Annotated in this window: 12 protein-coding genes; 5 read left to right on the forward strand and 7 right to left on the reverse strand. The window is 42.7% G+C overall.

What is annotated here, in order from left to right; translation table 11 throughout:
• The first annotated feature begins 10 nt into the window (after window positions 1-10).
• Together DFP76_RS05245 and DFP76_RS05250 are read left to right on the forward strand one after the other, a co-directional pair.
• Window positions 11-400, forward strand: coding sequence for an ectoine synthase (locus tag DFP76_RS05245; protein WP_113873596.1), 390 nt, complete (start codon window positions 11-13; stop codon window positions 398-400).
• Window positions 401-536: 136 nt separating this feature from the next.
• A complete protein-coding gene (locus DFP76_RS05250; RefSeq protein WP_113873597.1) occupies window positions 537-1979 on the forward strand; it encodes an aspartate kinase in 1443 nt (480 codons plus the stop codon).
• An 88-nt stretch (window positions 1980-2067) separates the two neighbouring features.
• Here the strand turns inward: DFP76_RS05250 and DFP76_RS05255 are convergent, their stop codons facing one another.
• From DFP76_RS05255 to ttdA, 4 genes are all read right to left on the reverse strand, one after another.
• Window positions 2068-4272, reverse strand: a complete 2205-nt coding sequence (locus tag DFP76_RS05255) for a bifunctional diguanylate cyclase/phosphodiesterase (protein ID WP_113873598.1) — start codon at window positions 4270-4272, stop codon at window positions 2068-2070.
• Window positions 4273-4443: 171 nt separating this feature from the next.
• Window positions 4444-5025 carry a HupE/UreJ family protein gene (locus DFP76_RS05260; protein ID WP_113873599.1) on the reverse strand — a complete coding sequence of 194 codons (582 nt, stop codon included), beginning with the start codon at window positions 5023-5025 and terminating at the stop codon, window positions 4444-4446.
• A gap of 216 nt (window positions 5026-5241) precedes the next feature.
• A complete protein-coding gene (ttdB, locus tag DFP76_RS05265; protein ID WP_113873600.1) occupies window positions 5242-5853 on the reverse strand; it encodes a L(+)-tartrate dehydratase subunit beta in 612 nt (203 codons plus the stop codon).
• Complete coding sequence (gene ttdA / locus DFP76_RS05270; protein ID WP_113873601.1) at window positions 5850-6749, reverse strand: L(+)-tartrate dehydratase subunit alpha; 900 nt, start codon at window positions 6747-6749, stop codon at window positions 5850-5852. Before ttdA ends, ttdB begins: the two co-directional genes overlap by 4 nt.
• 113 nt (window positions 6750-6862) lie before the next feature.
• Between ttdA and DFP76_RS05275 the strand changes: the two genes are divergently transcribed.
• Window positions 6863-7774, forward strand: a complete 912-nt coding sequence (locus tag DFP76_RS05275; protein WP_113873602.1) for a LysR family transcriptional regulator — start codon at window positions 6863-6865, stop codon at window positions 7772-7774.
• A 53-nt stretch (window positions 7775-7827) separates the two neighbouring features.
• On the opposite strand, the gene DFP76_RS05280 is transcribed toward DFP76_RS05275, so the two are convergent.
• From DFP76_RS05280 to DFP76_RS05290, 3 genes are all read right to left on the reverse strand, one after another.
• Entirely contained in the window at window positions 7828-9780 is a 1953-nt protein-coding gene (locus tag DFP76_RS05280; RefSeq protein WP_113873603.1) for a tripartite tricarboxylate transporter permease, read from the reverse strand.
• A 16-nt stretch (window positions 9781-9796) separates the two neighbouring features.
• Window positions 9797-10765 (reverse strand): tripartite tricarboxylate transporter substrate binding protein, encoded by a 969-nt coding sequence (locus DFP76_RS05285; protein ID WP_113873604.1) that lies wholly within the window; start codon window positions 10763-10765, stop codon window positions 9797-9799.
• 186 nt (window positions 10766-10951) lie between these two features.
• Window positions 10952-11827, reverse strand: coding sequence for a LysR family transcriptional regulator (locus DFP76_RS05290; RefSeq protein ID WP_113873605.1), 876 nt, complete (start codon window positions 11825-11827; stop codon window positions 10952-10954).
• 100 nt (window positions 11828-11927) lie between these two features.
• Between DFP76_RS05290 and DFP76_RS05295 the strand changes: the two genes are divergently transcribed.
• Window positions 11928-12284 (forward strand): DoxX family protein, encoded by a 357-nt coding sequence (locus tag DFP76_RS05295; protein ID WP_113873606.1) that lies wholly within the window; start codon window positions 11928-11930, stop codon window positions 12282-12284.
• Between the two features lie 141 nt (window positions 12285-12425).
• Window positions 12426-13004: a hypothetical protein gene (locus tag DFP76_RS05300; protein WP_113873607.1), complete on the forward strand. Its 579-nt coding sequence runs from the start codon at window positions 12426-12428 to the stop codon at window positions 13002-13004.
• Window positions 13005-13026: the final 22 nt, after the last annotated feature.

Consider the following 13026-nt stretch of genomic DNA (forward strand, 5'->3'; position numbering starts at 1 on the left):
AGAGGATTTTATGTTTGCACGTGATTTAGCACAATGTGAAAAAACCGAGCGTCGAGTCGTATCTCCTGATGGTAATTGGGAAAGTACACGTTTGATCCTGAAGGAAGACAACATGGGGTTTTCTTTCCACATTACCACTATTTATGAAGGCAAAGACTTCGATATGCATTATCAGAACCATTTGGAATCTGTGTACTGCATTTCTGGTGAAGGCGAAGTTGAGAGCCGAGAAACAGGCCAAAAACACGCGATTAAACCTGGCGTTGTGTATGTGTTAGATAAGCATGATCCACATACATTACGTGCTTTTAAAGAGTTGAAGCTGGCTTGTGTTTTCAATCCCCCTATCACAGGTAACGAAGTGCATAACTCAGAAGGTGCCTACGAACTATTGGATTAGGCGGAAAAAGTAGGGCGGCAGCTAAAATTGATATCAAAAAGTGCTTAAAATTTTTACAGCCTTGTGACAATATAGCGACAATTTTTCACTTTGATCATTTTGGGTGCTTTTGCCCCAACAAAATATTGGATTTGTAATGGGACAACATACAGTTGAGAAAATCGGCGGTACGTCCATGAGTGACTACTGTTCGGTTAGAGATAATATTATTTTCAAACCGGCACAAACGGGTAATTTTTACAATCGTATTTTTGTGGTATCCGCTTACGGTGGCATGACAGATAAGCTGTTAGAGCATAAAAAAACAGGTGATGCTGGTGTGTATGCCTTGTTTGCACAAGAGCGCAAACAAAATCATTGGTTTCCTGCTTTGCAAGAAGTTCGTCAAGCTATGATGGCGATTAACCATGAGCTGTTTGATGCAGGAGATCTACGAGATCAAGCTGATGCGTTTCTTGGCAGTCGTTTGCAGGAAGCGCAAGAGTGCTTAGAAGACTTACACCGTCTTTGTCAGCATGGTCACTTCTCAATCAGTGAGCATTTGGCAACCGTGCGTGAAATGTTGGCCAGTATTGGCGAAGCGCACAGTGCTTGGAACACAGCTCACTTGTTGCAACGTGATGGCGTAAATGCGGTTTTTGTTGATTTAACGGGTTGGAACAGTCCTGCTCATATGTCCTTGGATGAGCGTATTTTAGATGCCTTCAAAGACATAGACCTAAGCAAAGAGCTTCCCATTACAACCGGTTATGCTCACAGTGAAACGGGTTTAATGTCGACGTTTGATCGCGGTTACAGTGAAATGACGTTCAGTCGTATTGCGGTGTTAACCAAGGCGCATGAAGCGGTGATTCATAAAGAGTTCCATTTGAGTAGTGCGGATCCTCGTTTGGTGGGTGAAACCAATGCGGTTCCAATCGGTCGTACAAACTACGATGTGGCCGATCAGTTGGCCAACTTAGGAATGGAAGCCATTCACCCGAAAGCAGCGAAAGGTTTGCGTCAAAGTGGTATTTCATTGCGTGTGAAAAACACCTTTGAGCCAGAGCATACTGGTACATTAATAACCGGTGACTACGTCAGTGATGCACCTTGTGTCGAGATTATTGCGGGTTGTCGCGGTGTGTTTGCAGTTGAATTATTTGATCAAGACATGGCCGGTGACATTGACCAGTTCGATGGCGCTATCCTGAAAGTCTTGAAGCAATTTAATGCGCATATTATTGCTAAAGACATCAATGCAAATACCATCACGCATTATTTGGCGATTAACCTAAAAACGCTAAAACGTGTTATGAAGGTGTTGAGTGAGCGCTTTTCTGAGGCTGAAATCACTCAGCGTAAAGTGGCTATCGTATCGGCCATTGGCAGTGATATGAAAACCACAGGTATGCTAGCGAAAGCAGTAAAAGCCATCGCCGAGCAAGAAGTGAACGTGTTAGCGATGCACCAATCTATGCGTCAGGTCGATATGCAGTTTGTGATTGATGAAGAAGATTATGAAAAGGCCATTTGTAGCCTTCATAAAGAACTGGTTGAAGTGCACAACCACGGTCGAGCAATTTGCTTAGCTTCTTAATAGGCTGAGGCTCTTTTAAGGCCAGGCTAAATTCAACAACATCAAAGCCCAAATGCTTAGGCATTTGGGTTTTTTTATTGCTTAAAAGTTATGTTTCTTGATCATGATGAACAATAGGTGGTGCTTTGTTAAAGTCTTCTGCAGAAACAGCTCGGCTCACATAGAAACCTTGACCAAAATCACATTGGAAGTCAGCTAGCATTTGCCATTGTTGTCTGGTCTCAATGCCTTCGGCCAATACCTTGATATTCAACTTGTGCGCCATTGCTATAATCGCTTCGACAATATTTCGGTCATTTTCGTCTTCGGTAATGTCTCGGACAAAATGACGATCAATTTTCAATAAATCCACGGGCAGGTTTTTCAGTTGAGCAAGCGATGAATAGCCTGTTCCGAAATCATCAATGGCGATGCAGATCCCCATTTGCTTAAGCGTTTGAAGTAAGCTTTTCGCTAATTTTATGTCTTCAAGAATGTCTGTTTCAGTGATCTCAAAACCGAGCTGTCGAGCCGGAACTTGATATTGAATTAAGAGTTTTTCAACGTGACTGACAAAACGAGGGTCGGCTAATTGTTGAGAGGCTAGGTTTATGTGCAATAAGATGTCAGACAATCCCGCTTTTTTACGTTCGGCTAAATAAGCAATACCTGTCTCAATCACCCAATGGCCAAGTTCAACGATTTGTCCGGTTTTTTCCGCCACAGGAATGAACTCATTCGGGAAAATTAGGCCTTTATCAGGGTGATTCCAGCGTACTAATGCTTCGGCACCAATGACCCTGTTGGTTTGCAAATCAAATTGAGGTTGGTAATACAGTACGAACTCTTGATTTCTTAGGGCCTGGGAAAGGTCATCTTCGGCTTTAATGGTGTTGTAGGTGTTGACCTTCATACTTTCTGTGTACAGCGAATACTGGTTTTTTCCCAATTGTTTAGCATGATAAAGTGCCATATCTGCGTTTTGCATTATGGTAACCAAGTCATAGCCATGTTCTGGAATCATGGCAATACCAAGGCTGGTACTGAGAGTGAATTCTCGTTGATTAAACTTAATTGGGTTGTGTACGCTTTTTAGTATCTTAGTCGCAAAGGCCTCGGCTTCTTCTGTGCTTTTAATGTCCCCTAATAGAATGCCAAACTCATCGCCCCCTAAACGCACTACTTGATCTGATATACCTTTGAGAGCATTAAGGCGCTCAGCAATAATCACCAGAACCTGATCTCCTATATCGTGACCAACGGTGTCGTTAATGCGCTTAAAGTTATCTAGGTCAAAATAAATAAAAGCCGAAATGCGACTGCGTAATTGGTTCTTATACAGTGTATTGGGCAAGTTATCCTGTAAATAGCGGCGGTTAGGAAGACTGGTTAATGGGTCTCGATAAGCTAAATCTTCTAGAGCTGCGGTTTTTTCTTTTACCAGCTTGCTTAATCTTAAAGGTTGTATAAGTAGGGCATAGAGAGCAATTGAAAGTAAAAAGCCGATAATAACGCTAACGCTATAGCCTTTAAATTGATTGGACGCTAGTTCATCAGCGATGTTTTGACTTATGGTCAGGGTCCAAGTGCCGACGGGCAATACCAGTTGGCTTGACGATCTCAGCTCGCCAAGGGATTCAGCAGAAGAAGAAAGTGTGACGCGTTCAACTTTATCATTGTGTGGACGCCATAATTCGTACTGATAGCCGTCTTGTTCTAATTCTTTTAGTTGCGTTGCGTCGATTAAATCGTCTAAATAGACGAGGGTCGATGCGAGGCCCCAAAAGGATTCATTATCTTGGCCTTGATTCAAGTAAATTGGTGCCCGGGTGATAACGGCGACGCCGCCTTGAACCAGTGGTACGGGACCAATGGCAATCATCTTTTTAGTGATGATGGCTTGTTGAGTGGTTTCATGGTAAGGAGTGGAGTTGATTATGTCTAAACCAATGGCTGTTTCGTTACCTGCGAGCGGGTAGATTTTTTCAATAATACCATTTGGAGCCAATTGAATGTTTTCAATACCGCCAATGGATTCAATCAGTCGGTTAGCATAGCTATCAAACCAAGGTGAGTCACCATTATGCAATTCCACTTCATAAGACATGATTTTGGCGGAAGTAAAGGCGGAAGCTAGACGTCGTTCTAAGGCTGAAGCCTGTGAACGAGATAAACCATTGAGAATGGATGATTTTTGATGAACGATTGAGTTACTGGCAGACTGAGTCCAATAGCCACCAAGTAAAACAATGAAGCAAAATGCAATGGATACAATCACCAAGGCTAAGGGCTGCTTAAGTCGAGCTTGTTTCAAAAAAATGTCCTGTTTCCTTAAGGATTACTAGAAAATCATATTATGTCTAGTATGACGCGTCCGCTTCTTTTTGTTAATAAATGTATGCTCTAGCGGAGGATTTAGGGGGAAAAATAAAAAAGCCAAACATATCAACAATATGCCTGGCCTTTTGACATTACAAATAAAGCATTAAGCGAAAGCGAGAACCATGCCTGCGACGGCAATAACGCTACCCGTAATGCGATTGATAATAGGGGCCTGAATACTGGCTACAACGGCACCAAATGCCATACCAACGCTATGCAGCAAAATAGTCGCTGTTGCGAATCCTAAAGTATAAACGGCGCCGTTAGCCGTTAGGGGCATTTCTAAACCGTGAGCAGCACCATGGAATAGAGCAAAGAATCCCGCAACTAATGCGCAACTAAGCAATGAAAACTTGGCGCTGGCTAACAGTAGAGCCCCCATAAACAATACGGATAAGACTATGCCCTGTTCAATGAAAGGGACTTGAATGCCCACTACGGCCAGACCTCCACCAACAAGCATAGTGGTAACAAACGCAGCAGGAACGGCCCAAATAGCGCGACCACCTAAGGTTGTAGCCCAGATGCCAACAGCCACCATGGCCAATAAATGATCCAACCCACCTAGTGGATGAAGAAAGCCTGTCATAAAGCTATTAGTGTGTTCGTGCCCTGGGTGAGCAAGAGCAAGAGCGGGTAAAGTGGCCATCACAGCCAATACGATTTTAAGCGTGATTTGACGCATAATCTCATCTCCTAAAAAAACATCGAATACCATATTAAATGGCAAAGTAAGGCCACCGCTCTTGCGGCTGGAACTGAGAATGATTCTAACACAGCTATAGAAAAGATGGATTGAATGAAACAAAAGAAGACTTGGGTTTTATTCAGTTTGATGGGCATTTATTAGAAAAGGCTTGTCCGGGGACAAGCCTTTTTGTTTAGTAAAGGAATTGGTTGCCTATTTGATGAATTTCACTTGCTCGTGAATATTCTTCAAAATGTTACCTTTACGTTCATTAAAGGTTTTTTTGTTTTCTTCAAAGATGTTGCGACCTTTCGTATCAATGGAAATAATCAGTGGGCCAAACTCGCGCACACGGCTAACCCAAAGGGTTTCTGGCATTCCCAGATCTTTCCATTCAGCTTGTTCAATCTCTTCTACTTTGGTGGCCGCGACCACAGCGCAACCCCCAGGGAAAACAGCATGAACTGCTTTGTTTTCTAAACAGCCTTTGGCGGTTTCTTCACCCATACCGCCTTTGCCGATAATCAATTTCACCCCAGTTTCTTCGATGAACTGGCGCTCAAATTTTTCCATACGCATACTGGTCGTTGGGCCAATGGAAACCATTTCATAGGAACCATCTTCTTTCTCACGAACAATTGGGCCTGCGTGGAAAATAGCGCCATCTTTAATATCGACAGGCAATTTTTGTTTTAGCTCAATCAGACGTCGATGGGCAACGTCACGACAAGTGACAAGATGGCCTGTAAGATACACAATGTCGCCGACGTTTAGATCTTCTAATGCTTCGTCAGAAATAGGGGTGGTTAGTATTTTTTTACTCATAGAGTGACTCCATCGTGAGACAGTACTTCATAGCTTAAATCTGGGTTAAATTTGATGGTGCCACGACGGTGAGCCCAACAACCTGTAGAGACAGCTACCCCGATAGTAGAAGGGTGACGAGCGGAAGACTCAATGTTTACGCCCATGACAGTATTATCGCCTGTCAAACCTTGAGGTCCGATTCCTACTTCGTTTAGACCGCTTTCCAACAAATCTTCCATTAAGGCTGCTTTGGCATTTGGATTACGAGTATCTACCGGTCTTAGAATGGCCTTTTTAGATAAACGTGCGGCCGTTTCAACTGAGGTGGATACACCCACACCGACTAATAACGGTGGGCAAGCGTTGATACCACGAGAAGTAATAACATCGAATACAAAGTCAGCAACGCCCTCGTAACCTTCACCAGGCATCAGTACTTTGGCTGAACCTGGTAAAGTACAACCACCACCGGCCATGTAGACTTCAATCGTTGCGGTATCTTCACCAGGTACAATGTCCCAGTCTAACCATGGGATTTTAGAACCAGCGTTAGTACCTGTGTTTTTCTCGTCAAATGTTTCAACCGCATTATGGCGAAGTGGACCTTGACGAGTCGCTTCCAAAGTCGCGTTGCGAAGGATATCTTCCAGTTCACCTAACAAAGGGAATTTTGCGCCCGCTTGGATAAAATATTGAATTACCCCAGTATCCTGGCAGCTAGGACGATTCAATTTATCCGCGGCATCCTGGTTTTCCGCCATGGTGTCATAAATTTCGATGGCCATGGGGTTTTTTTCTTTTTGACGCAATTCAGCTTGTTTGTTTTTCACATCGCGTGGAAGGCGCTTACCAATATAGCTTGTGAACTTTGTCATGACGTCAGACATATACTCAACCGAGTTTTCGTGACTCATCAAAGCCTCCTTATTTACTTCTGTCTTTTTATAGAAATGATGGATTTATTTTAGTATTTATTTGAAATGAAGGTTAGAATATAAGGAAATTCAGTCTTTCCTAGGAGGAATAAATGGATACATTATCTGAGTTTACTTTTTTTATTGCTTTATCTCGTAATGGTAGTTTGTCCTCGACAGCAAGAGAATTAAATCTAACACCGTCAGCTGTCACAAAAAGATTGTCTAATTTAGAGTCAAGGCTAGGTGTTCGTCTTATTAACCGAACAACCCGACGTTTAAGTTTGACGAATGAAGGAGAGATATATTTAAAGTATGTAAAAAATATTGTGAGTCAAATAGACGAGATGGAGTCGGTGGTTTCGAAAAGAAGAGATTCACCGAAAGGTTTATTAAGAGTGAATGCGCCATTAGGGTTTGGGCGAAATTATATCTCTCCTATTATTTCTGAGTTTATTAATGAATATCCAGATATTGAAGTTCAGTTGATCTTAACAGACCGTCCCATTAGTTTGCCTGACGAATCGATCGACGTCTGTATCCGTTTTGGCACTGTGCCGGACTCTCGTGTGTTTGCTCGAAAAATTGCCCCTAATCGACGTCTTATCTGTGCTGCGCCAAAGTATTTTAAAGCCCGTGGGAAGCCTGTTGTACCAACCGATTTACTGTCTCATAACTGCATTATTATTAAGCAAAGTCAGCAGGTAGCAACGGCTTGGCGGTTTATTTTGGATAATACTGAAGAGGTGATCAAAGTTCACGGCAATTTGGTGACCAATGATGGTGAAATCGCATTGCGCTGGGCGTTAGATGGTCATGGTATTGTGATGAGAGCTGAATGGGATTTAGCGAAATATATTCGTCAAGGAAAGCTTGAAGTGGTGTTAGATAATTATGAAACACCTAATGCTGATATTTATGCGGTTTATATGGAGAAATTGAATTTGTCAGCGAGAGTGACTTGTTTTTTAGATTATTTAAAAGACAGTTTTATCGGTGAAGATAATACACGATCTTTTTGGTAAACAAGTCACTCTTAATGCTGTAAGCGATATTTTCTTAGGTGTTTTTATTTTCCTTAGAAAAGTATTCCGCTTGGTAATCTTAATAATAAGATTTCTTTCATGCAGAAGTAGAATAATAAAACAATCAGTATTGAGATTATGATATTAATAACCACTCGCATTGGTTTTGGTTTTTCAAATGTGGAAATGAACATGATGGAAATAAAGGCGATAATGGCGGCTAAGCCAAAACCTATTTTTGCCATGAAGATAGTCCACAATAAAATAACCAAAGAGACACCAGCTTGTCTTTTATTTGGTAGAAGTTTGGCGTTCTGATTAAATCCACCTTTTTTAATCGCTAGCTTAATAAATAATACAGCGGATAAGAAAATCATGGCGCCTGCGATGTAAGACGGGAAAACCGCCCCTAGGATCGACATGTTTTTCGTGTCATTAAATAACACTATGCCGACACCAACTAAGGCAAGAACAAAGACTAATACACTGGGTTTGCTGCTTGGCTCTTCAATAACCTCACGCTTCTTCTGTTTACGTGCTGCTAAAATTGGGAATAACAGCGCAATCACACAGCATACTATGATGCCGATCGAGATTGGTCGACCAAAAAACATTTCTAATGTGCGACCTTGAGCAGAACCAATCAAGTAAGTTTGCACAAAGCCTTGCTCGGCAATTTTACCCAATACTAAGCCCAGTACGATCGGTGAGGCGCTAAAGCCGAGTTTGGCTAAGAACCAAGCGGCAACACCCAATACAAACATAACGAAAGTATCGTGCGGGTTGCTGTGGATAGCATAACTACCAATGACGGTTAGGAAGGCGACACAGGGAACCAAAAGCTCTTTTGGTGTTTTAGAGATGGATTTGTAGGCATATTTACCCAAAATCAATCCAACTGGCAGCATCAGCAAGGTCGCAATAATTAGGCCATAGATAAAGGTATAAACAATGCTACCTTGATCTGTGAACAAAGAAGGCCCAGTTTTGATACCTTGAACCAACAAAGCCCCTAAGATAATGGCGTCTGGAGGCGTTCCAGGAATACCCAAAACCAAGGTAGGAATAAAACCACCACCAACCGTGGCATTGTTTGCAGATTCAGTTGCCACTATGCCTTCAGGTGCACCTTTACCAAATGTTTCAGACTCTTTCGAGCTTCGACGCGCTTCAGTGTATGCCACTAAACCGGCAATCGAGCCGCCAGCACCAGGCAAGATGCCAACAACGGTTCCTATGATGGAACTGCGCAACAAGTTAAATTTACGCTTTAGGATTAAACCAAAGGCTTCAGATAAAGACGACTTTCCCTTGATGGATTCAAATTTTAAGTGTGGTGCTTTGTTTGCTACCAAATCAATGATGACTGGAATACAGTACAAACCAATGATAGCAGACGTCAGATCAATACCACCCAGCAGGGAAACTTGATCAAAAGTAAAGCGTACATCACCGCCAACAACGGCCACCCCAACAGCAGAAAGCAATAAGCCAATACAAGCGCCTATTAACCCCTTAAGAGTATTGCCGACGGATAATGCGGAAATCAGTGTAAGGCCAAATACAGCCATCCAGAAATATTCAGATGGACCAAATGCCAACGCGACTTCGGCAAGAGGAGGAGCAAGGAATAGCAAAGCTAACCCACCGACTAGACCACCACCAACAGACGCTAACGTTGCCAAAGAGATGGCCAACGCCCCTTTACCTTGTTTTGCCAAAGGGTAACCGTCAAAGGTAGTCGCAATGGCAGAGGGAGTTCCTGGTGTGTTGACCAAAATGGCTGCGAAAGCGCCACCATAAATTGCCCCAGTGTATATGGCCCCTAGTACGATGAGGCCAGAAGCTGGCCCCATCACATAGGTAAATGGCACTAAGACAGCAACAGCCATTGTTGCAGAAAGCCCCGGCATGGCACCAATAATGGTACCGGCAATTACACCCACTAATGCCAACAACAGATTTAGTGGTGTAAGGGCTTCAATTAAATAGCTTACTAGTTCCATTTAAATTACCTATCAGTTACTTGATTAAACCCAAAAGTTGAGCGACACCTTGGTATTCTGCTTTATTTGCCTCGATGAATGCGTCCATGTTTTCGTAAGCGATATCAGTCAGTACAAAGCCATTGTCTTCCATTTTCTTAACGAACTCTGGGTCTTTGTTGATGTTACCAATGATATCAGACAGTTTTTGACGTACGTCTTCAGGTGTGGATTTAGGGACAGCAATACCACGGTATGCGCCACCGACTAGGTCAATGCCTAATTCCTTGAAGGTTGGTACATCAGGGAAAGCAGACAGTCTCTTTTCAGAAGACACTGCAAGCATACGCAGTTTGTCACCCGCACTTGCACCAGACGTTGCATAAGCAAAGCCAGCCATTACCTGACTCCCCATAAGAGAGGTCATAGCAGGCCCAATACCACTGAATGGTACATAGGTAGAGGTTACGCCGGTTAACTTGTCAAAGGTTGCTTGACCAATGTGGTTAGCTGAGTTTGAGCCAGAACCTGCGAACGTTACCATACCTGGATTTTTCTTCGCATAGTCAATCAGTTGACCTAGGTCTTTAAACTGACTATTAGCAGGTACAAAGATAGCGTTTGGTGTGTAGTGGAAGTAGTAAAGAGGGGTCAACTCGTCCGTTGTGTAACCCGAATCTTTTACGATAGGTTGCATAATACTATGCGGGATGTTGATCCCCATGATGGTGTGGCCATCACTTTCCATACCGTTTAACTGTGACCAAGCTACAGCACCACCGGCTCCAGGCATATACTGGATAACGGCTTTTTCACCAGCGTATTTTTCAAATACGGATTGCTGAAAGCGAGCAGACAAGTCTGATTCACCACCAGCATTAAATGGAATGATGTAGTTGATCGGTTTGCTAGGGAAGTCGTTCGCCACCGCACTTGTTGCTGTTACGCTAAGTGAGAGGGCAGTTAGCAAAGGTACGAAAAGAGATTTTAAGTTCTTATTTTTCATGATGTTCGCCTTTTTTAATTATTGTCAGCGATAAAAACTATAACGGATATAAAAGCCCTTACAACCAGCGTGGGTTAATACATTTTTGAAAATAATTCAATAATGAGTTATTTGTTTTGTTTTTATCAAATTGCATTAATATTACCCATTATCATATCTTTTACCGCCATTGAGGTCACTCGATCCTTACAATGCTTGCCATAGGGCTGAGGCCACTGGTCCTAATGGTTTATTGGCAATTTTGATTAGGCAGTAATGCATCTCAATGCGACAGTCGTAATCCCTAAGCTTGAGCTCTTTTAATTGTTCTTTAGCAAGGGCTTCCCGTACAAAATATTCAGGCAACCGTCCCCAACCCATGCCGGATTGAATCAGCGATAATTTGGTCGCAAAGTTATTCACATACCAATATCGCTGAGCATCTTGCACACCAACTTTTATGCCTCTGGTTAGCATCCCTGAGTCCTTCACAACTACTTGATAGGTATCGACTAATTGTCGAACACTGGTTAGAGAGTCAAATTTCTGAATTAACTTTTCGGTGGCCACATTGAGTAAATAACCCTGTCCTATCACCTTGTATTCCAATTGATTATTGCGCATTAGTTGGTCCGGTAGCGGAGAGATGGCGAGGTCGACTTTGTCTTCTTGCAGTTGCTCAAGTGGCCCAGAGAGATACTCTTGGCTAAGCACGATTTGAGTCGAAGCGAATGCTTGCTGGACTTGTTCCAAGGCTGGCAAGATTTGCTCTATTTCAAAAGAAGCTTCAATCGCCAAGCTGATGGCGCTTTCTTCTCCTTTTGCAAAGCAAGTAGCGGTATCCAATAAGTGGCGGTGTTCAGCAATCACTTGTTTGGCTTTCTGATAAATCACCTGGCCTTGTGCATTGAGTTGCATGCGGTACTGTTCGCGATTAAACAAAGGCAAGTTTAACTGTGATTCTAATTGTTTAATGGCGGCAGTTAACGCGGGTTGTGTTTTGTGTACTCGTTCTGCCGCTTGGCTCAATGAACGGCTTTCTGCGACCGCGATTAATACCTTGAGTTGATCAATCGAAACCATAATAAAACCTGATGAAGTTTATAATAATAAATAAATATATTTTATATTAATGCATGATGGATAATTTCGCTATTAAACAGATCTCAATGAGGAAAATATTATGAAAGCGACATTAAAAATCTGGGCCCCAACTCTTTTATTGGCCTTGCCTTTGATTCTAGCTGGCGTGGCCAAATTGTCTGGAGTGCCAGCCATGCATCAAAGTTTTAATATGATGGGCTTGCCTGAATGGTTTGGTTACTTTATCGGCGCTTTAGAGCTATTGGCGGGTGTCGGTTTATTGGTACCTAAATGGGCGGCTTTGGCGGCAACTGGCATGGTGCCAATTTTGTTAGGCGCGGCATACTTTCATTTGGCTTACGCTGTGCCATCCGCGGTGCCTGCTTTGATCCTTTTATTATTAGCTCTTGTCATTGTTACGCTGCGTCGTAAACAGGCTATCTGGTATCCCGTTTAATCTTGACTTGTCTCATTATTCGCTGAAAGTCTGGGAATTTCCTCTGACCCATTGAGCGCCATGTGATAAAGTGGCGCCTATTATGAATCCACACAAAGCAGAGTTACTCTGCTTTGTTGTTTCTCAAGATAGGATAAGCTCGTGTCAGATACCCAAACTATTCAGATCAAACAGTTAGAAAAACTTCGTACAGCTTGGCAACCCGCGGTTGAGTTTCTTTTTGGGGAAGCGGTACCAGAAGCGCGCTTTTCAGGCTTTGAAATTGGTGAAGAAGTGGCGAAACCCGTTGCTGTCTTTGATGAGAATACGCCTTATCAATACAAAATATTGATTCCAGCGCGCAGTTTTACCAATCAGGTCATTTTATTGGCTGATGTTTTACAGGAAATGGTCAAAGGGCTTTGGCCAATGGAAAAAGATGCCAGCCGTACCAATTTATGTGAAGGTGTTGCCGTATTTGGTGCCATTACTGGCATTAAACAAGTGTTCGGAGAGGAAAGTGTTGATTCTTATCTGAATGCTCTAAAAGAGCAGGCTTTCACCTATTACGATGCTTTTTCCTATGTGGCTATTTTGTTGGCCGATGATCCTCAAGCGATTAAAAAACTGCGTGCTGTTCAGCCATTATTGTACAAGGTTGAAAAAGCGGATTTTGATCAAGCGGGACTCAAAGTCGAGCGTAAAATGAGAGACATCTTGTTGTTAACATTTCGTGGCTAACCATCTACATGAAACATTAAAA

Origin of the sequence: Marinomonas aquiplantarum (genome assembly GCF_003314975.1) — a bacterium.
Classification (GTDB): domain Bacteria; phylum Pseudomonadota; class Gammaproteobacteria; order Pseudomonadales; family Marinomonadaceae; genus Marinomonas; species Marinomonas aquiplantarum.